The 20,318-nt window shown below is 33.4% G+C and carries 27 protein-coding genes; 17 read left to right on the plus strand and 10 right to left on the minus strand.

Annotated features, from left to right (window positions below; translation table 11 throughout):
- Positions 1-305: 305 nt before the first annotated feature.
- Positions 306-1,145, minus strand: coding sequence for a hypothetical protein (locus tag HYY69_02195; GenBank protein MBI3032260.1), 840 nt, complete (start codon positions 1,143-1,145; stop codon positions 306-308).
- 178 nt (positions 1,146-1,323) lie between these two features.
- Here HYY69_02195 and gap point away from each other — a divergent pair, with 178 nt between their 5' ends.
- The 3 genes from gap (at position 1,324) to HYY69_02210 (ending at position 4,713) form a co-directional block, all read left to right on the plus strand.
- Entirely contained in the window at positions 1,324-2,310 is a 987-nt protein-coding gene (gap, locus tag HYY69_02200; protein ID MBI3032261.1) for a type I glyceraldehyde-3-phosphate dehydrogenase, read from the plus strand.
- Positions 2,307-3,482, plus strand: a complete 1,176-nt coding sequence (locus tag HYY69_02205) for a phosphoglycerate kinase (protein MBI3032262.1) — start codon at positions 2,307-2,309, stop codon at positions 3,480-3,482. The genes gap and HYY69_02205 overlap by 4 nt, the downstream gene beginning before the upstream one ends.
- Before the next feature lie 100 nt (positions 3,483-3,582).
- Positions 3,583-4,713 (plus strand): hypothetical protein, encoded by a 1,131-nt coding sequence (locus tag HYY69_02210; GenBank protein ID MBI3032263.1) that lies wholly within the window; start codon positions 3,583-3,585, stop codon positions 4,711-4,713.
- An 11-nt stretch (positions 4,714-4,724) separates the two neighbouring features.
- Here HYY69_02210 and HYY69_02215 read toward each other — a convergent pair whose 3' ends face one another.
- Positions 4,725-5,483: a CDP-archaeol synthase gene (locus tag HYY69_02215; protein ID MBI3032264.1), complete on the minus strand. Its 759-nt coding sequence runs from the start codon at positions 5,481-5,483 to the stop codon at positions 4,725-4,727.
- A gap of 19 nt (positions 5,484-5,502) precedes the next feature.
- Here HYY69_02215 and HYY69_02220 point away from each other — a divergent pair, with 19 nt between their 5' ends.
- A complete protein-coding gene (locus HYY69_02220; GenBank protein MBI3032265.1) occupies positions 5,503-6,621 on the plus strand; it encodes a glycosyltransferase in 1,119 nt (372 codons plus the stop codon).
- Here the strand turns inward: HYY69_02220 and HYY69_02225 are convergent.
- Genes HYY69_02225 through HYY69_02250 form a run of 6 tightly spaced genes read right to left on the minus strand, consistent with a single transcriptional unit; the run spans position 6,597 to position 9,657 of the window.
- Positions 6,597-7,490, minus strand: a complete 894-nt coding sequence (locus HYY69_02225; GenBank protein MBI3032266.1) for an alpha/beta hydrolase — start codon at positions 7,488-7,490, stop codon at positions 6,597-6,599. The genes HYY69_02220 and HYY69_02225 overlap by 25 nt on opposite strands.
- Before the next feature lie 18 nt (positions 7,491-7,508).
- A complete protein-coding gene (locus HYY69_02230; GenBank protein MBI3032267.1) occupies positions 7,509-7,931 on the minus strand; it encodes a divergent PAP2 family protein in 423 nt (140 codons plus the stop codon).
- Positions 7,932-7,940: 9 nt separating this feature from the next.
- Positions 7,941-8,435 (minus strand): CDP-diacylglycerol--serine O-phosphatidyltransferase, encoded by a 495-nt coding sequence (gene pssA / locus HYY69_02235; protein MBI3032268.1) that lies wholly within the window; start codon positions 8,433-8,435, stop codon positions 7,941-7,943.
- Positions 8,436-9,062 carry a phosphatidylserine decarboxylase family protein gene (locus tag HYY69_02240; GenBank protein ID MBI3032269.1) on the minus strand — a complete coding sequence of 209 codons (627 nt, stop codon included), beginning with the start codon at positions 9,060-9,062 and terminating at the stop codon, positions 8,436-8,438.
- 33 nt (positions 9,063-9,095) lie between these two features.
- Positions 9,096-9,446 carry a YgiT-type zinc finger protein gene (locus HYY69_02245; GenBank protein MBI3032270.1) on the minus strand — a complete coding sequence of 117 codons (351 nt, stop codon included), beginning with the start codon at positions 9,444-9,446 and terminating at the stop codon, positions 9,096-9,098.
- 10 nt (positions 9,447-9,456) lie between these two features.
- Complete coding sequence (locus tag HYY69_02250) at positions 9,457-9,657, minus strand: hypothetical protein (GenBank protein ID MBI3032271.1); 201 nt, start codon at positions 9,655-9,657, stop codon at positions 9,457-9,459.
- Between the two features lie 112 nt (positions 9,658-9,769).
- On the opposite strand from HYY69_02250, the gene HYY69_02255 reads away from it, so the two are divergent.
- The 5 genes from HYY69_02255 (at position 9,770) to HYY69_02275 (ending at position 13,311) form a co-directional block, all read left to right on the plus strand.
- Positions 9,770-9,964, plus strand: a complete 195-nt coding sequence (locus tag HYY69_02255; protein MBI3032272.1) for a hypothetical protein — start codon at positions 9,770-9,772, stop codon at positions 9,962-9,964.
- Positions 9,951-10,454: a hypothetical protein gene (locus HYY69_02260; GenBank protein ID MBI3032273.1), complete on the plus strand. Its 504-nt coding sequence runs from the start codon at positions 9,951-9,953 to the stop codon at positions 10,452-10,454. The genes HYY69_02255 and HYY69_02260 overlap by 14 nt, the downstream gene beginning before the upstream one ends.
- Before the next feature lie 88 nt (positions 10,455-10,542).
- Positions 10,543-10,683 (plus strand): hypothetical protein, encoded by a 141-nt coding sequence (locus tag HYY69_02265; GenBank protein MBI3032274.1) that lies wholly within the window; start codon positions 10,543-10,545, stop codon positions 10,681-10,683.
- Positions 10,680-11,837 (plus strand): hypothetical protein, encoded by a 1,158-nt coding sequence (locus HYY69_02270; GenBank protein ID MBI3032275.1) that lies wholly within the window; start codon positions 10,680-10,682, stop codon positions 11,835-11,837. The genes HYY69_02265 and HYY69_02270 overlap by 4 nt, the downstream gene beginning before the upstream one ends.
- Before the next feature lies 1 nt (position 11,838).
- Complete coding sequence (locus HYY69_02275; protein ID MBI3032276.1) at positions 11,839-13,311, plus strand: hypothetical protein; 1,473 nt, start codon at positions 11,839-11,841, stop codon at positions 13,309-13,311.
- Here the strand turns inward: HYY69_02275 and HYY69_02280 are convergent.
- The gene (locus HYY69_02280) at positions 13,306-13,632 is read right to left on the minus strand and encodes a hypothetical protein (protein MBI3032277.1); all 327 of its coding nucleotides are present in this window, start codon (positions 13,630-13,632) and stop codon (positions 13,306-13,308) included. The two genes, HYY69_02275 and HYY69_02280, sit on opposite strands and share 6 nt — an antisense overlap.
- Positions 13,633-13,733: 101 nt before the next feature.
- Between HYY69_02280 and HYY69_02285 the strand changes: the two genes are divergently transcribed.
- Positions 13,734-13,976, plus strand: coding sequence for a hypothetical protein (locus HYY69_02285; protein ID MBI3032278.1), 243 nt, complete (start codon positions 13,734-13,736; stop codon positions 13,974-13,976).
- Between the two features lie 151 nt (positions 13,977-14,127).
- On the opposite strand, the gene HYY69_02290 is transcribed toward HYY69_02285, so the two are convergent.
- Entirely contained in the window at positions 14,128-14,865 is a 738-nt protein-coding gene (locus HYY69_02290; protein MBI3032279.1) for a hypothetical protein, read from the minus strand.
- Between the two features lie 111 nt (positions 14,866-14,976).
- Here HYY69_02290 and HYY69_02295 point away from each other — a divergent pair, with 111 nt between their 5' ends.
- The 7 genes from HYY69_02295 to HYY69_02325 all read left to right on the plus strand — a co-directional run bounded on the left by HYY69_02295 (position 14,977) and on the right by HYY69_02325 (position 20,289).
- Positions 14,977-16,188, plus strand: a complete 1,212-nt coding sequence (locus HYY69_02295; GenBank protein ID MBI3032280.1) for an ATP-binding protein — start codon at positions 14,977-14,979, stop codon at positions 16,186-16,188.
- Between the two features lie 186 nt (positions 16,189-16,374).
- Positions 16,375-16,920 carry an asparaginase gene (locus HYY69_02300; GenBank protein MBI3032281.1) on the plus strand — a complete coding sequence of 182 codons (546 nt, stop codon included), beginning with the start codon at positions 16,375-16,377 and terminating at the stop codon, positions 16,918-16,920.
- Positions 16,921-16,938: 18 nt separating this feature from the next.
- A complete protein-coding gene (locus HYY69_02305) occupies positions 16,939-17,166 on the plus strand; it encodes a hypothetical protein (GenBank protein MBI3032282.1) in 228 nt (75 codons plus the stop codon).
- Between the two features lie 12 nt (positions 17,167-17,178).
- Positions 17,179-18,336, plus strand: coding sequence for an asparaginase (locus HYY69_02310; protein ID MBI3032283.1), 1,158 nt, complete (start codon positions 17,179-17,181; stop codon positions 18,334-18,336).
- A 49-nt stretch (positions 18,337-18,385) separates the two neighbouring features.
- Positions 18,386-18,724 carry an asparaginase gene (locus tag HYY69_02315; protein MBI3032284.1) on the plus strand — a complete coding sequence of 113 codons (339 nt, stop codon included), beginning with the start codon at positions 18,386-18,388 and terminating at the stop codon, positions 18,722-18,724.
- Positions 18,712-19,413 carry an asparaginase gene (locus HYY69_02320; GenBank protein MBI3032285.1) on the plus strand — a complete coding sequence of 234 codons (702 nt, stop codon included), beginning with the start codon at positions 18,712-18,714 and terminating at the stop codon, positions 19,411-19,413. The genes HYY69_02315 and HYY69_02320 overlap by 13 nt, the downstream gene beginning before the upstream one ends.
- A 9-nt stretch (positions 19,414-19,422) precedes the next feature.
- The gene (locus HYY69_02325; protein ID MBI3032286.1) at positions 19,423-20,289 is read left to right on the plus strand and encodes a DMT family transporter; all 867 of its coding nucleotides are present in this window, start codon (positions 19,423-19,425) and stop codon (positions 20,287-20,289) included.
- Positions 20,290-20,318 lie beyond the last annotated feature (29 nt).

Raw genomic sequence — 20,318 nt, forward strand, 5'->3', positions numbered from 1 at the left:
TCCCGATCTTTAGTCGAGATTATATTTATAGAGAGAAAATTGCTTTGTTTAACAAAGATCTCAATGCGAACTGGCTTGCTTCCAGATACTAATTGTAAATGAGAAAGAAAAGTTTCACCAAACAAATGTTTTTCATACGCTTCAGATGCCTTCTCAACAAGAAGAGGTTCAATTAGCAGGGCAAGAGAAGTAAGAAAGTTTAAGCAAATGGGTTATGAAGAATGGGCTAAAGAAAAAGAATATGGGATGAGATGGGCTACAGAAGGAAAATTCTCTTCTGTTAAGAGAAAATTTAGAAAAAAAATCTAAACATCTACTAAACAACCACCGCTTCTCATTGCAGCTGATAGCTCTTTCCCTTGTTTCACCAATTTTGCACGTTCTTGAAGAGTTGGGACTTGATATAATCTATCCTCGCTTGCCATTTCGTTAAATATTTCCATACCCATTTTTAAACCATCATCTTTGCATCTATTAATTACCCTTTGTGGTACTTCACCATCATAGACACGTCTAACAAGTGGATCTGCTGCTGCTTTGAGTGCTGCCAATCCTTCTTGAGAAAGCAGTAAGTGATAACCTACAACACCAGCATTGCTGCGAAATTCTCCAACTTCTCCTCCACAATCACCAAGAATTTCTGGTAATCTTTCTTCTTGAAATGATTGAACTTTTCTGTGATATGCTGGTAATCGTGATACATAGTGTGGTGCATTTAATACGACAAGAACATGCTGACGATGTTTACCATATATTTGTGTGTCTCGTACGCGAGCATTCCAATCTCTATATACTTCATCCATAGGATAGCCTGCTTTTTGTATAGTTTCTTCTGGAACTTGTTCAGTTAATAGATTACCAGCAGACCCTAAAATACTTCTATTAGTAGCACTCAGCCCTCCTTGTCTTCCAACAATTGCTGCAATTGGATAATCCTGGCCATTAATAGTATATTGTTTCCTTAACTCTACTCCCTCTAGTTCTGCTATCGCTTTCGTTATCTCTGCTACCAATCCTGCTCCCAATCGAGAAACAAGTTCAGTAACTGAAGTTGTCTCCCGCAGAATTTCTAACTCTTCCTCTGTTGCTCTTAGTTCAACCAATATCCTCTTCTTCTTTCCAGCATGATGATTGACATCTTTCACAAATGTTCGTACAGAAAGATCTTTTTCAAATATAAGCACGCTGTTATACAGCGCAGGAACAATCAAAAATAATCAGTTTAATCATAGATGAAGAAAACTATTGAAATTTATAAACATAACCTTTATATATTTCTAAACACAAAAGCAATCTAAAGAGGTGTATCTTATTCATAAACCTATGAGAATAGCTATTAATGGATTTGGCAGGATTGGCAGGTTGGTTGCAAGAATTGCTCTTTCAGATAAAAAACTCGATCTTGTTGCGATCAACAATCCTGGAGCAGAAACTAAAGATCTCGCGTTATTATTAAAATATGATTCAATTCACGGTAAATTCGAATTGCCGGTAGATTACGGGAAAGATTTCATACAAGTAGGAAAAAAGAAAATAAAAGTAATAAATGAAAACGATCCTGAAAAATTACCATGGAGTAAACTAAAGATTGATTCAGTGATTGAATGCACCGGCAAATTCCTGACCAAAGAAACTGTTGAAAAACATATTAAAGCAGGAGCAAAAAAAGTAATTTTAAGCGCCCCGCCAAAATCTTCTGATATCAAAACCTATGTAATAGGAGTCAATGATCATCTTATCAATAAAAAAGAAAATATAATTAGCAATGCATCCTGCACAACAAATTGTTTTGCGCCGATGGTTATGCTGCTGAATAAACATTTAGGAATTAAACATGGTTATATGGTAACGGTTCATGCTTATACCTCTGACCAGCGCATCCATGATGGAACCCATGATGACTATCGAAGAGGAAGAGCAGCAGCTTTGAATATGGTGCCGACAAGCACTGGCTCAGCTAAAGCAGTTGCTGAAGTATTGCCTGAAATGAAAGGAAAACTTCATGCTTCAGCAATAAGAGTTCCTGTTCCAGACGGTTCGTTAACCTATTTTACCTGTGAAGTTAAAAAGAAAAAAACAGTCAACCAAATAAATGCATTGTTCAAAAAAGAAGCGAAGAGATTAAAAGGTATTTTACAGTATGCAGAAGAACCCTTGGTTTCATCTGATATTGTCCACAATCCTCATTCGTGTGTTTTTGATTCTTTGCTCACTGAAGTAGATGGTGATTTAGTCAAAGTAGTTGCATGGTATGATAATGAATGGGGATATTCAAATAGAATAATTGATTTAGCAAAAAAAGCAGCATGAAACTCAAACAATTAACACCTGAAGTTGTAAAAAATAAAACAGTTATTCTAAGAACAGGATTTGATGTGCCTTTAGAACATAAAAAAATCCTGGATGATAGCCGAATTAAAGATGCGCTCCCGACAATTAATTTTCTTCTTGAAAACAATTGTAAAATAATAATTTTAACCCATCTTCATCGCCCTGAAGGAAAAGTAGTTGAAGCATTGCGCCTTGATCCTATAGCTAAAAGGCTTGAAGAGTTGACAAAAACAAAAGTGAAAAAACTTAATTATATTGTAGGCGCTGAAACCGAGATAAGAAAATTGCAGCAAAAAGAAATACTGATGCTTGAAAACATCCGCTTTTTACCTGAAGAGGAAGACAACGATGAAGTAAAAAGGGATAGATTAGCAAAATTGCTTGGCCATTATGGGCAACTCTATATTAATGAAGCATTTTCTGATTGCCACCGCAGCCATGCTTCAATAACAAGCCTTCCTAAATTCCTTCCTGCGTATCCAGGATTTAGCCTAAAGCATGAAGTAGAAACTATTCAAAAAATATTGAAAAAAGCACAGAAACCATTTGTTCTCATTCTTGGCGGCGCCAAACTTAAAACAAAAATACCGTTGATCGAACATCTCTTGCCAAAAGTATCAAAGATATTACTGGGAGGAGCAATGATATTTACCTTTTATGCTGCAAAAGAAATCAACACAGGAAAATCATTAGTTGAATATGATGAAATTGAGGAAGCAACAAAAATAATGAAAAAAGCAAAAGGTAAATTAGTGCTCCCAGTTGATATTATAGCTGCAACTAAGATTGACAAATATGCTAAAACTATGGAAGTACACTATAATAAAATGCCAAGTTCGATGATTGGAGTTGATATTGGCCATGTAACTATTTCTCATTACAAACAGTATATAAAACAGGCAAAAACAATTTTATGGAACGGACCATTGGGAATATATGAAATTAAAAAATTCAGGCAAGGAACTGAAGACCTAGCAAATTATCTTGCACAACTAAAGGCAACAAAAATTATTGGAGGCGGAGACACAGGAGATATAATTCATGATCTGAAACTTGAAGATAAGATGACCTTTGTAGCAACAGGCGGCGGAGCTTCATTAGCATTATTTTCAGGAAAAATATTGCCAGGTTTGAAACCACTCAGTGACTAATTCTCGATAGAAATTATTTAATGAATAATAAAGTATTTAAAGTAAATTACTACCCCACAATCATAGAAAAAATAGAATGAGTTGGGGTGTTTAAAGAGTTATGAAATCGCAACAAACTATTGTGCTTCTTGATGCGCAGTTGAAAAATGCATTTAAAGCAGTAAAACAGGATATTTCTCGTTTAGATAAAAAGGTAGACTCAACAAGATATGATGAAGTGAAAACTGAAATAAATAAAGTTCATACGATCGTAGATAATGAATTAAAAAAATTAAAAGAACAATTAAAAAACTTGAAAAAAGAATTAAAGGAAAATTTCAAAGAGATCACTAACAAAGTAAAAAATGAGAGCGCTACAAAAAATGATATTGCATCATTAGAAAATGAATTAGAAGAATATGCCATTAAAGTGAAGAAGAATTTTATTAAAGCTGCAGATAAATTCAAAGAAGTGGAGAGCAATACAATCGAACTCGATGAAGTAAAGGCTGCATTTTTAACCAAAGAAACAGTGGAAAAACAATTAGAAAGCCTTAAAGAAAGCTTAATGCAGGATAGAGAAAAAGAAATAAATAATGTAAAAAAACAGGTTGATAAAGCCACCAGTGATTTTCACGATAAAGTGAATGGTATGCAGAAAGAACTTGATGACGTGCATGATAAAGTAACAACACTTTCAAAAAGAGCAGAAGTTCTTGTTCATAAAGAAGAGTTAGCAAAGGCAAGTGAAAACTTCATTGAAATTGACGAATTTAATAAAATTCTTGATAATATAGAAACATTGAAGAAAGAATTCTATGAAAAACCTGAAGAAACAACAACAAAAGAAAAAGATGAATTGTTCAAACGACAAATGGAAAAAACAGCTAATGATATTCATGATAAAGTTAATAATCTAAGAAAAGAACTTGATAGTGTGCATGAAAAAGTAACAAAAGTTCAAGAAAAGATGGAAAAAACAATAGATCAAGAAGAGCTGTTAAAAATAAGTAGGGGCTTTGTAAATATTGAAGAACATAACAAAGTGCATGAAAAGATTGATGCAGTGAAAGAAATGCTGAATACAGTTCAATTCTCAGATACTGAAGTAAAAAAACTCCGTTCAAATGTTGATAAAATAATTCTTGCACTTGTTCCAAAGAAAGAGCATGATAAAAGCATGGAGAATATTCATAAAAAACTTCAAAGCTTAAAAGAAGATATTGACGAAATAGATAAAAAAGTGAAATAAATAATTTTTAATTAAAACATGTTTTCTTTTATTTTCAGACTATAACCAATATAATTGGTTATAAGATGCAATATTCCAAAAAAAACTATGGAAAATCCTATAAACACATAATCTATGCTTTGTACCATTACAGAAAACACAATGCTTGCACCCAAAATCCAATCAATTTGATCAAATACCCACCATGATTTTCCAGGGGGAATATTCTGTCTTCGTTTAAAAAAACTCTTAATAAGATCTCCTCCTAAAGCACCAGCTCCTAGCAGTGCTCCAACAAGAGCTAAGTGATCCTGATTGAAATTAACAGTAATGCCTAAGCTCTCTGGAGAAACAAGATAATATTCAATATAAATAGCTGCAATTGCACCCAAAATACCAAAAAATATTCCGCGCCAAGTTTTGTTTTCGCCAAAAATTGGTTTCCCCTTAATAGTTAAGCCAAAATCAATAGGTTTTCGCAAGAATCGAATATCTTTAACAAATACTGGAACCATATTAGCTACAGCAGCTGGAAAAAAAATAAACAATGACTGAAGTACAAGTTGAAGCATAAATTTACTTAAGGAATAATACTTTATAAAGATTTCCACAAAAAGTATGTAATAAGTCTTGTATGGTTTTAGCGCCAGTTCAGCTTTTGAAGTGTGTTTCAATTGGATTTTTCTCTCTGGAACTCCGAAAAATCCCCAAAATGTATTTAAGAAGAGCTTCACAAAAGTAGGCGCTAAAACCCCAGACGACTTATTACATACCACAAAATATATTAACATTATTAAAAAAAGTAGGAATATGAACATCGTTGTTGTTACTGACACATTTCTCCCTGAAATAAATGGTGCAACTATAGCCCTCTACCGGCAATACAATGAGCTTGCTGAAAAACATCATATCCTCATCATCTGCCCTTCATACCCTCACCATAACAATTCATTAACAAAAAAAATGAAGCTCCATGAAAATATAACCGTTATGAGGTTGCCTTCATGGAGCTTGCCGTCTTACCCTGAAGTGAGAATAGTTATTCCACAACCAAGAAAAATAAAAAAAATGATGAATAAATTTAACGCTGAAGTTATACATATCCACACTCCAGGAGCTCTTGGAAGTTATATGTTTTTTAAAAAATTACCTATTAAAAAAATAGCAACTTTTCATACCTTAGTTACAGAACAATTGCAGTATGTTTTACTCAGCAAACGATTTTTTGAATCATTGATATGGAAATTGCTCATAAAACTCTACAATAAAGCAGATATAATCATCACACCAACAGAAACCATTAAAAAAGTTATTGTAGAAAAAGGAATCATAAAACCAATAACCGTTATTTCTAATGGAATAGTAAGGTTTAAAACAAAAAAAGAGTACACGAACAAGAACAAACTTGTCTATGTAGGAAGAGTTTCATATGAGAAAAATATTGATGTTCTTATTAAAGCAGTAGCTTTAATAAAAAAGAAAATCCCAAATATCACATTGACGATTATTGGTGATGGACCTGATATAAAAAGATTAGAAAAAATGACTAAAGAATTAAACTTGAGAAAACATATTTTCTTTAAAAGCTGGATGGATAACGATAAACTGAATGATGAACTTATGCACTACGATATTTTTGTTACTGCTTCAATTATGGAAACACAGGGCATTGCAATCCTTGAAGCAATGTCTGTCGGGTTGCCTATTATTGGAGCAGAAAAATATGCCATTCCTGAACTTATTAAAAATAATGGTTATGTATTTGAACCACATAATGTTGAAGCCTGTGCAGAGACAATAATAAAATGCTTGCAAAAAGATAATCTTCAAGAACTCGGTAAAAATTCAATTAAAATCGCAAAAGAACATAGCATTGATAAAACCTTAGAAAAGCTAGAAAAACTTTACCGTGAACAATGTCTTTGCTGATCAAACTCACATGATTCCTTAGTAATAGGAAATTTCCTTTTTTTATCATTGACAAAAACTTCAATAATCTTATTCATTTCATCGGGATAGCGTAAAGGTATTAGATGATCAGCTTCCGGTATAACATGAACTTTGCTGTGAAGTAAATAGGTTGCTAATTCATAACTTGCTTTTTTAGTGACAACAAAATCCTTTCCGCCAACAAGCAATAAAGTTGGTTTTTTAATCTTATGCAGATGCTCCTTCATATCATAAAAAAACATACTCATAACGCTCCAAAAATAAGAATAAAGAGGGCTGACTTTAAGATCATAATACACAATAGTAAGTGCATTGTGATGTTTGAAAAAAGAGTAATCTAAATAAGGCCATTTTCTGGAAGGAATTTTACTGGAGATATATGCAACAATATACGCAAAAAAAACATAGAGTGGTGTTAAGAAATGAAGAAAGGGAAAGGGACTGTACCGCAAAGGATTGCGCGGAGTAGTTCCCATCAGCACTAATTTTTCTGTGCCTTTTCCAAACATTTGTTCATACGTTAAAATAACCATGCCCCCTAAAGAAATCCCAACAAGTACTACATTCTTGAGGTGTTCGTGGTCAATAATCGCTTTAAGATCACGAGCAAAATGCTTTATTGAATAACGATGAGCCTTTCTGCATTTGTACGAATAACCATGGCCATGTAAATCAACAGCAAGAACAGTATAATTCTTTTTGCTGAAATAAGTTAAAGATCTTTTCCAAACAGTATGATTGCCGCTTAATCCATGGATAAATAATAATACTGGTTTCCCGGTTTTTCCTTGTTTTAATTTATAATAAATGTTAGTGCTATCAAAACTTTTAATAATTTTTTCTTGCATTGTCATTCATCCATGAATTTACCAAATAAAGTACAAAACAATTGAAACGATAATACCTACAAGCGCGCCTGCAAAAATCTGCAGTGGCTTATGACCTTGAATTTCATTAAACCTAACAGTATCTCTCTTCAAAACTGCTTTAGTGAGCTTATTTATCTGTTTTCCCTGTTCACCAATTTCATACCTAATTCCTAATGAATCACGGATAATAACGACGGCAAACGCAAGAGCAATGGCAAACGCTGTCGTTACACCTTCAGTGAGATATATAGATAAGCATAGTGAAACTGCTGGCGCTGTATGCGAACTTGGCATTCCCCCTGGCTTAAAAAAAGCTGCAAGAGAAAAATCTTTTTGCAACATCATTTTAATAAATTGGCTGAGAGAAAAACTAATCAACAACCCCCATATAATTTGATTGGTAAAAATATCTTGAACCATAACTGCACCTTATAGTTTTTTAAATCTAAATGTCGCTATCATTAAGAGTGATGAAAACAAGTAAACTAAAACCATATAATTATTGAAAGGAACTAAAAAATACAAAACACCATATAAAAAAGTATGCGTAATAGGCAAACCTTCAAAATCTTTTGATTCTGTTATCATAAATCTTGCTAATCGCAATGCTCCGCAGGACACAAACACCACAAGGACCACTACCGCATACCATGTTTGCAATCCTAAGCCATACCCTAACACTGCAGGCGCCAGACCAAATGAAACAAGATCAGATAGCGAATCTAAGTATTTGCCTAACAGATTCTCTGTTTTAGTAAGACGTGCAATTCTTCCATCTAGAAAATCAAATAAAGCTGAAGCTATAAGCAACAATGCTGCTAAAGTAAAATAATGGCTCAACGTGAAAAGAATACTTAAACTTCCTGAAATAAGATTACCTAAAGTAACATAATCCGCAAGTTTTAAGGTTTTGATAATATTCATTTAAAATCTCCCTATAATAGTTGAACCACCATAAACATAATCTCCAAGTTTTATAGCAAGCTTTATGTTTGACACAATAAGTATAACTTGGCTGCCTAATTTAATGACACCAATCTGCTCGCCTTTAAGAACTTTTTCGTCTTTTTTAACAAAACAATGAATTCGTCTTGCCAAAAATCCTGCCACTTGAATCATTTTCACGGTTATTTTTTGTTTTGTGTTAGTAATAAGAACTTCATTTTTTTCATTTTCCAAAACATCAAGGCTTTGGGTAGAAACAGCATTCATAAACTTGCCTTTTTGATAGGAGATATTTTTTACAATTCCTTCAATAGGTGATCGCTGATAATGAACATCCAAAGGTGTCATCATGATCTGAATGATATAACCTTCTTTGCCTACTTCTTTAGTGGAAGTCTTTATGGTGCCAACACCTTTTTTGAGCTTAACCTTTTCATTATGAAATTCAAATATGTTGATAATCTTTCCATCAGTGGGACTAACAATAACCTTCGGATCTGCAGGAATCTCTCTTACTGGATTACGTAGAAACCAGAGATAATAATAGAAGAGTAATAATAAGACAATTCCTGCTATTATCCCTAATACAGTATAAAGCCACCACATAAACAGCTTTAATATTACTTACTTTATAAAAGTTTAGAGAGTAATTACTATTTTATTTTTATTTTCTGGAGTGATAGTTACTTCTGCCCCTTTAGAAAGATGAGTAAATTCAATAATTTTCTTAGGCAATCGAATATCAAGGGTATTGCCAGCTTGACCTACTTTTGTTCTTGCCTGCAATCCCCATAAACCCTTTTGTTTAGTTATTTCAGTTATTTTTCTCGATGTTTCTTCACTAAAATAAGTTTCATTGCAATGATCGCAAACAAGAGCTGGAAATGTTCCAATAGCAACACCGTAGAGGATATAATCTACTTGTTTTTCAACCATCTTATTATCGCATTCCCAGCATTTATTTTTCTCATCATTTTTTTTATTATCCATAATCAGCACCTTATTTATTCAAAAATACTGTTTTAATACGATATATATCAGCTTTTTTTTTATAAGCAACACTAAAATAAGTGTATGATACTAAAAACCCATCTGTTTGCCGTGAAACTGAACCTTGTTTGATAGCCAGTTTAATTTGTTCTTCAGTTATTCCCCCAATCTCCATTTTTTCTTGAGCATGAATACTTATTTGAAGTTCCATTGGTTAACCTATAATTACAAGTAATTACTAGTATATAAAAGTTATTATTTAGATGAGGAATAATAGGAAAAACTTTAAATAGTATTACCATAGTATAACTATTGGTGAGAACATGGAAGCTATACCTACAAAAATAACGCCTCGATTATTACAAGAAATGGATGAAATTATTGATGAAGGATGGTATGCAAATCGTTCTGAATTAATTAGAGATGCGATTAGAGAAATAGTAAAAAAGATGAAGGCACAGCGATTAGAATCAGCCATCAAGGAAGATATTAAATGGGGCTTATATGGAGAAGATTAAACAAGCAATTCTTGATGCTGGGCCATACATTCATTTACATGAGATTAGTAGATTGAATTTTACTGATTTATTTGAAGAAATTTTTATTACATCTGAAATTAAAGAGGAATGTAAAAGAATAGAAGAAGAAATAAATAAATTAAAAAATGTTGCTGAGAAAAATCTGACGACAAACCACAAAGATTTTGCAAAATATCTTATTGAAGGGTGGGATTTAGATTTAGGAGAAGCAACAGGACTTGCGCTTTGTAAGCAGGAAAAAGTAAAGTTTTTTTTCACCGATGATTTAGAAGCAAGACATGTTGGCAATAGCTTAGGATTTCAATGCCATGGCACTATCGCAATAATCTTGAGAAGATTAAAAAATAACATGATTGATAAAAATGAAGCAAAAAAAAGCATAGAGGCACTTTATGAAAAGTCAAGCTTATTCATCACTAGTGATTTGAAAGCGTTAGCTATCAAGGAGATAGATCTATTCAAGAGATAGTTATCACTACATAATAGTTAAAATAAACAAATTTATAAGTAATGGATATATTCTAATATTTTTAGTAGATTAGATAAAAGACAATACTATGAAACGCCAAATATGCATTACCTTAGATGAAGTAACTCATCACAATATTCAGAAAAGACTTCTTGGAGCTAAATATAGGAGTAAATCCCATTTCATAGAATGCGCAGTAGAACAATTTCTCAAAGAGGCAGAAAAATGACCGAACATTCTACCTATGAATTAGTTCCTTCTGGAGATAAAGAAAAATTAGAAGGCTGGCAAAATTATCTTGCTGATAGAGATAAAGGTGTAGAACATGCACCAAATACTGAGCAGAGATTATTATATATACATAAAGTTCTTACAGGGCATTTAGATGTAGGAATGCCACCAGCTCCTATTAGAGCTGAACAATTATACGAATTGGTAGTTACTGACAGGCCTGATGGCGAAGAGATACAAGATGCAATTGAACAAGTATATGGTAATGATTGGTGGAATAATGAAGCAAGTTTATTAGCAGTAAGCGAAGCTATAACTAATATTTGTAAAGACAATACTCGAGTAAAATATGAAGAAGATTTTAGAGGAAAATTAAGAAGTTTTGGAACAAGAAGTATTAATGGCTCAACAAGTGAACCAGTATATTGGAGTCATAGCTGCGTCTATGGAGAAAATGCTCGTGAAACATTTGAAAAACGAAGATTCACTACAATAAACAATCCTGCTGTTTATTGCGGACTATCAACTGGACTTGATAAAGTCTATGCTAAAATGTGCGCAACGTATGATAGATTAAAAGAAGAAGCTCATGATTTAGACCAATTATTATTTGCAGAAGCGTTTTTACAACTAGTTGGAACAAGAATAGTTCATCCAATAGCTGACGGTAATGGAAGAGTTTTCGCAACCCATTTAGCGCATACATTATACGAAGCAGGAATTAGAATAGATGATCATGAATCATTCAAAAGATTTTTTCCAGGATTAACATGTATTACTGATACATTTATTACCGAACATTTCTTGCCTGATTTAGGTTTAGACCTTATTTCTGGTTTGGATAACATAAGAATAAAAACAGATCACAGATTTAGGCAGAATTATATGAGAACATTAAGAACAGGAATAGAAAGTATGATTGATGAAAACATACAACCAAATGCTCAATATCTTGATTTTATGGCAAATAATAGATGGCAGATAAAAAGAGTATTATTGCAATTGGGCTTAATAAAACCAACACCTGGAGATAAAAAAAGACTGAAAATGGAAGAAGAAATGTTTTCAGAAATGCCTGAAAAAGAAAAAGAAGGAAAGATTATATTTGTTCCTTATCAAAGTGAAATGGAAAGATTTTCCCCGAGAGACTAAAATGACAACTAACACCGGCATTGTTCAAAACAGAGAAGTAAATCTAGGCATGATTGTATTTACACCCGGCAGTTCAGGCAACAGAGAGCAATTAGAATATTATGTTAATAAGGGATATGACGGAGTACTTATTCAAACAGAAGGTTTTCTCCCTTTCAATACACGATTAGTTGATCCTGTTTATGCTTATTTTGATCAAAAAGGAATTCTAAGATACAGGAGTAAACATTTAGAAACAGTAAAAACAGAAGATCAATTAGTTAAACCGGTTGAATACAAACTTGTTCCTCCAATTAAAAGAGCAGATTTAGAATTAAAATACTATGAACAAAACGGAAATAGGTCACTTTTAAATGTTGAAGAATTGCAATTTGAATTATCCGGAACAGGAAAAGACAAATATCAATTAAAGCCTAGTGAAAATATTACATTAGATGCATTAATACGAGCACAACAAAAAGGATTCCCTATTTTCCTCTTGCAAGAACCATGGAGTTCTTATGAATACCAAGCAAGAATAAAACAACTTTCAGCCGAAGGAATAGTTGAGCTGCCTGCAAAAGCAGACAAATATTGGGGAGTGTTCAGAGGATTGCAAACTATCATTGCCAATGCAAAAGCAAAAACACAAACGCCTGAAGCAAGATATAACAGGATAAAAGCAGAAGCGCAAAGAGTATTTTCTGGAAATGATTATCATGATAAACCTCCATTTGTAGAATTAATGATCAGACCTGAATTAAAAGAACTTGCTGATGCCTTGCCAAAAGATTGCGGATCAATCGTCGTAGACTGCGGACATATCGATGCACCAAATTTCTTCCCGACATCCGCAGATCAATTAACCTTGGAAGAAGGAGCAATCTTAGTAAAATACCTTAAATTGCAAGGCCACAAAGACGTAAAATTAAATATTTTGGTTAACGAAATGTATTTAGCAGAACAACTCGGCGCAAGCGAAGCAAGAAAAGCAATAAGGGGATTAAGAAAAGATGCTAAACGTACTGGAAGACACTTTTTGATAGACAGAGCATACATGCGATTGCTCGATGGTTATGGTATAACCAAAGACGAAATAGCAACGCAATTTGAAGGTATTTTAGCTTATCAATGTCGACAGGATTTAGAAACTCATCAAAAAGGACAATCAAAATTTCAAACACCAATGGTTGAAGACGAAAACGGCGTTTGCAGCGTTGAAACATTTGATGATGGAATTCAATTTAAAAGAAAACTATATTCACCGGCAAACGCGCCCATGTGTTCAGGAATCTCTGCAAAACTAAACCAAGCTCTTACAGCAAACGGCGCAGGAACAATTATTTATCTGAGAGATATTAAACACGAGTGCGGCATTAGAAGCGGAGCAATGGCAGGAAGAAATGTGTATGGATTAGATACACCAATGCAGGTAGTGTTTTATGCTGAAACAAAACTGAAAAGAGTAGAAGTATTTGATGCGCAGAGATTATAATTGAGTTTGAACAGAAATTTCTTGAGCTGAATGAAGCACCTTTTTCGAAAGAATAAAGTCTATTTCTAATAATTTTTTAACAAGAACATTATCTTTATTGAGCATGTACAATTCTGCACGACCAATTTTTCTTGTGTGCTTAACAATGCCTAACTTAACAAGTTCTGACCAAAAATCATGCAAAGTACTCCACGCTATTTCAGCTCCTTTTGCAATATCAGTCAAACTATAGTCAAATTCTTGATTATCAATAAGAAAATCAATAACTTTAGCAGTAGGTGAATCTCCAAAAATAAGCCTAAAAGATGTTTTTTCTTCCATCGTATTATATTATAATGGAAGCTTATATATAAAGTTTTTGTAGTTTTAAATTAATATAAAGATACAAAAGAATAAATAGAGAACATGATGTAAAAAGCAATATGGACTTAAAATCAACAATTTTAAGAAAACTTTATCGTAGAAGAATAATAGGAGGTAAACATACTGCTTTTGAGCATGTTATGTCTGGAATTCCTAAACACTTAACTGGACAAGCAAAACAAACAACAGAATTCTTAATTAAAGAAGGTTTAATACTTGCAAAACCAACAAATTACGGATTGCAAATAAGTTTGAATCCTGAAAAGATTGATGAAATAGAAAAGATAATTGGAAATACTTAAAATGAAAACTCTAAAAAAACATAAAACTACATTAAAAAAAAGATCTCATTTTCGCAAAGAGAACAGAAGAAGCCTGGAAAAGGTATGACAATGAAGAGTTGATTGAAACAGATTTTAAGAAATTTTTGAAAAAATTAAGAAATATGTAATATCACAACGTATCCCACATAAACTGATACAATTTCTTAAACCCTTCGCTGATATCCTTGCTTTTAATAACAAACACTGTCGGCTCTTCTTTTAGTTTTCCAAACTCTTCACCAGAATAAATAATAGTATAATCGCCAAAGAATTCCATCGTCATTTTGCTGCAATATTTCTTTGGCAGGAATTTATAGACATTCTTTTTGAATTGCAAGGGATCCTTAATATTCTTTTTCATATCTTCATCAAATATATGGCTAAAGGTGATATTTGATTTCTGCCGTTCACGATCAAATTTCATTCTAAAATATTTCAGCCGAGGATCAAACCACATGCCCTTTCCGCCAATGCAATAATAAGGCTTTTTCTCCTTCAAAATATCAAACATATAATTCTTATACGCTTCAACACCCCGATAGAAATAAGCCTCTTCTTGCTGCTTGTTCTGTTCAAACTTTTTGATAAAATGTGGAAGAAAATGCTGCACTTTCTCTTCTTTTTCTTTCAACAATTCCAGCAAACGACGTGGATGAATCCCTTTGTAATACTTCTGCCCTTTGACAAATAACTCAGTTGCCAATCCTTTAGCGCAGAGTCTTTCCATAGCATCATACACATTGCTCCGATTAATTTTCGTTTTAATTGACAGTGTATTAACCGAAGCTTCACCTAAATCAATAAGCACTTCATAGATACGAGCCTCATTGAGACTCAATCCCAATTCCATCAATACATCTTCATGCATATACTGAGAATAGAAAGGTACTATTTAATAGTTTCGTTGTAATAGCAACGAATCAAATTATCATAGGTTAAATCGCAATATTTATATATAAGTATAACCCTCATTATACTTATGCTGATTATAGAAAGACCCCAAGAGCTTAAAAAGATAACACAAATAAAGAAATGGCTGTTAATTTATGGGAGGAGAAAAACAGGGAAAACATATCTCATCTCTACATTTCTCAAGCCAGATGAATATTTTTTTATAAAAAGCAATAAAAATATTTTGACTAAAAACAATGAATCCATTTCTTATGAAACATTTATTGAGATAGTAAAACGCAGCCTTGCAAATAACAAAATAGTTGCCGTTGATGAATTTCACCGGTTAGGTACTGATTTTTTTGATTTTTTGCATTATACTGAAAAAAAAGGAAAATTAATTCTAATTTCATCTACGCTTTATCTTTCGAAAAAGCTTCTTTCTGAAAAGTCAGCATTGCTTGGATTATTCGCAGAAGTAGTTATTGGCCTGATTAGTTTGCAGGACATATTAAAAGCATTGGGAAAATATAATCTTCCAAAAAAAGAGCTGTTTGAAATTGCAATACTTCTCCGCGAACCGATTGCAATAGATTATTTTGATGAGAGAAAAAAAGCGAGGGAAACAGCAGCAATAATCATCGAGAGTTCTTTAAGAACAATTCCTGCCTTAATGGGAGAGATTTTTATTGAAGAACAGCGGGAAATTTCAGCAGTTTATGAAGGCATTCTTAGGGGAATAGCAATAGGAAAGATAAATTCAGGGGAATTATCAAGCTATTTATTTTCAAAAAGATTATTGATGAAAGATGATCCTAGTATAATACAGCAATATCTTAATAATTTGATGCAATTTGGGATTATAAAAAGAATAGAATTATTTACCAAGAAGAGATTCGTATATAAACTGACGTCACCGCTGGCAAGAATTTATTATTACAGTGATGAAAAATACAATATTTCTGAGAGGAAAATGAATGAAAAGGAACTGCTCGCCATTATAGATGAATTGATGCCAAGAATAGTGGAAGATACCGTCAGGGAAGAGCTTGCTGAAAAAGAAGGGTTAAGGGAAACAATAGTGGAATCCGCAGATTTCGAAATTGATGGCTGTTTGCTAAAATTTAAAACACCGGAAATAGCATTGGAAGTTAAGTGGAAAGATAGTACTAAATTAAATATTAATGAGATTAATAATAAATTAAAAGAAATAGACGCAAAAAAAAGAGTGTTATTTGTTTCTGATAAGAAAACAGTGAAAAACAATGGATTAATAATCATGGATCCAGCAGATTTATAGTAATGGTGAATTATTTTCTTACCTATGCTCACAATTATTAATCAGCAAATGCGCCCATAAATAAATTAAATGACTTGTTCTTGGTGCTTAGTTTATCTCATATTCGTTGTAAACACAACGAACAATATTCTTATACCAATACACTTCCCTTATCCACAGTAGTAAATAAGATTATGGGGGATACAGATGACTAAAGAAACTATTGACCTATTAATTGTAACCACCGGCGGATCTATTGATGCATATATGAAATGGCCATCAGCAGAAAGACCTGGCTGGTGTATAGAGATTCTGAATAGAGAAACACAAATTCCAGAAATAGTCAAGCATTTAGGAATAGAAGGAAAAGTAGAGTATGTTCCCATTTGCATGAAAAATTCTGACGACATAACTGATGCAGACAGAGATGCAATGTACAAAGCAATAGCAAAAAGTCCTCAAGAGTCTGTTGTTATAACACATGGATTAAACACCCTAAAACAAACACAGATTTACTTAGAACGAAAACTTAGAGCTGATAATCCACTTACGTTGCCAAAAACAATTGTTCTTGTTGGCTCAAAAACACCTGATGTTGCTGGTCATCATGGAGAAGGAATAATTCAAGTAGGCTATGCAATTGCATCTTCTCTTACAGCTCGCCATGGTGTATATCGGGTTGACAATGGAAGATTACTTGATGTCCAAGGCAGAAAATACGATCATGATCAATTCAGAAATGCAACAGGCTAAAAAGGTTGGAGCATACAAATGACCAACAATACGATCAAAATCCTCGTCACTGGCGGAACCTTCGACAAGGAATACAACGAATTAACAGGAGAGCTTCACTTTAAAGACACTCATATCGCTGAAGTCTTAAAGAAAGGAAGATCAGAAGTTGACATCATTATCAGAAACATTATGATGATTGATAGTTTGTATATGAAAGATAATGACAGAAAAAACAAAGCAACGGGAAAATTTGAAGAGAGATAAGAGGAAAGCAACATGTCAAAGAAACCAGATAAAGCTTATCTTATTGAATGTGATGAAATTTACCGAAGATTTATTGAAGAAGAAATTCCAGAGCCAAAAATTACTTTAGACTGGACAGGAAAACCAAAAAAGCCGCGAGTATTATTGTTATATACTGGCGGAACATTGGGAATGAAGAAAAAAGTAAATCAAAAAACTCAAAAAGAAGAATTAGTTCCTGATTTAAGCCTTGAACAATTATGCGCTGCAGCAGATTTTGTTGCAGGAATCAAAAATAGATATAATCTTTTAGGATACCATGTTTCACATGTTGATAGCACAGAGATTAATGTAAAAGTATGGAAGACATTAGCAGGTTTAGTTCATAAGCATTATGAAGAGTTTGATGGTGTAGTAGTCTTGCATGGAACCGATACATTACAATATACCTCAGCAGCTACAGCATTTTCATTAAGAAATTTAGCCATACCTGTGGTGCATACTGCTGCGCAAATGATTTTGCAAGCTGATGGTTCAGATGTTCTGATGAATTTAACAGGATCATTAGCTGTTGCAACATCGAAAATAGCTGAATCTTGCGCTCTTATAACGGGAGAAATATACAAAGGAACAAGACTTGAAAAAGTAGATGATTCCAGAATATTAACTTCATTTGGCTCTCCCATTTATGGAAGCATTGGCCATTTAGGCAGCCATGGTGTTGTGTTAGATCAACGAGCAGTAGTCAGAGGAACTTATATTCCAAGTGATTTAATTTATGCACCTGAATTTGAAACTAGTGTTCTTGAAGTGGTGATTACTCCAGGTTTAAGTCCAAGAGTTGTTGACGCTGCAATTGATGAATCAGAATGCAAAGCATTAGTCATGAGATCTTTTGGACCAGGAAATATGCCACGATGGTTTATCCCGCTTATTAGAGCAAAAGCAAGTGAAGGATATCCAGTATATGTTTCATCGCAATGCGCAGGAAGCGGAATTTCTGCAGGTGGAAGCGACTATGCAGTAGGACAAGCTGTTTTAGAAGCAGGCGGAGTTCCGATTGGAGATATGTCTCCGACAGCTACAACGGTAAAGCTGATGAAAGTAATGGGATACACAAAGGACAATGCAGCCATTAAAAGAGAAATGGTTGGAAATATATATGCGGATGAAATTACCCATTACAAATAAAACGAAAATATCAAGAAAATTTAAATAGTAATTAATCACAAGATTTTTCATGAAGAAAATGGAAACTACAACAAAAAAACCAAAAATCTGCATTCTTTTCTGTGGCGGCACAATTGTGATGGCAAAAGATCCAAAAACAGGTTCTTTAGACATGTCAGGCGGCATAAATGAAATTCTCAACTTAGAGCCAAAATTAAAAGAAATTGTGGAGATGAATGTTGAATTCATCGACAACATAGATAGCACCAATACCAAAGAACACCATTGGGATACTATGGTGAAAAAGATTACAGAAAAATACAATGATTATGATGGATTTGTTATCACCCACGGCACTAATACCATGGGTTACACTCAAGCGCTTTATCATTTGCTTTGCAAGGGATAGGAAAACCTGTTGTTTTGACAGGCGCGCAAATTCCAGCCAATCAATTAGAGAGTGATGCACGAAGAAACTTTGTCAACGCTGTAAAATTGGCAACGATGAACATTGCGCAAGTGATGGTTGTTTTCGGGAGCAAAGTTATTCTCGGCACCAGAGCAAAAAAAGTTTCAGAATCAGAACTGGAAGCATTCAAAACATTCAACGCTCCGGACTTAGGCGAAATCAGATTAAGCATTGAACTAAAACAAGAACACAAAAAACGTCATAATCATCCATTTACACCAAAGCCTGGCTTCAACGCAAATATTATTGTCTTAACTTTAGAACCAGGCATAAGAACAGAAGATGTCATGAAAATAGTAGAATCAGATATCAAAGGTTTAGTAATCCGAGCATATGGCAGTGGTGATCTACCTTACTCGTTGCTGCCAGCATTAGAGCGCGCTCATAAAAAAAAGATTCCAATTGTTGTCACAACACAATGTCCTATTGGCGTGACGAGAATTGGATTAAATGACGTTGGATTAAAAGCATTGCAAACTGGCATTACGCAGGCATTTGATATGTCAATGGAATCAATGACGACAAAATTAAAATGGCTTCTTGATAAAAATACACCGTATGAACGGATTAAGGAAATAATGGAAACAAACTTGGCAGGAGAATTAGTTCCGCCGATAAAAGATAGTTAGGAGCATAAAATGGTTGATATTACGCAGTTTGGAAACCTGAATTATACGTTTATTGCTATTTTATCATCATTATTCGCAGCAATAGCTAACATTCTTGCAAGAACGCTATTGAAAGACATTTCAACAAAAGATATTTTAGGTATTAATTTCTTAATTATGTCGGCAACCTTATTGCTATTTTCACCGTCATTCTATTATTTTAAAGTAACACCCTATTCATTATTTTTATTGCTGACAATTGCAGCTATTGACCTTATTGCAAACTATTTTTATTTTAAATCATTTGAAAATGCAGAAGCATCAATAGTGACACCGTTATTGTCAATAACACCAATGTTTGCTTTTTTCTTTGGCTGGATGTTAATTGGCGATGCAGTAAGCATAAAACAATTATTATTAGGAACTGCAATCGTAGGTTTAATCATTTATTTTTCATTTGATTTTTCAAAGAAAACTAAATTAACAGGAGAAAGCAAAGGAATATTATATGCAATAATCGCATCACTATTGTTTGGATTATCCGCAATTCCGAGTAAAATATTGCTAAGCAAATTAGAAGCAATAAATCCATTGTCATTATACATGCTGCGAGGAGCAATTATTGGATTGCTTGCAATCATGATTTTCAAAGTAGATCTCAGTAAAATTACGCCATCACATTTCAGAATCATAGTTGTCAGGGGATTATTTGTCATTACACAATGGGCTTTATTGTATTTTGCTTTGTTCAAAGGAAAAGTTGGCGTAAGCATTACCTTAGCCAATATTACGCCCATTTTCGTATTCATCCTCAGCATAATATTCCTGAAAGAAAAACCAACCTGGAAAAAGGCATTGGCAGCAGCAATGGTATTGGTATTGTCGTTTATGTTATAGTAAAAATAAGAGATAGTTTCAACGCAAGG

The organism is Candidatus Woesearchaeota archaeon (genome assembly GCA_016192995.1).
Lineage (GTDB): Archaea > Nanobdellota > Nanobdellia > Woesearchaeales > DSVV01 > JACPTB01.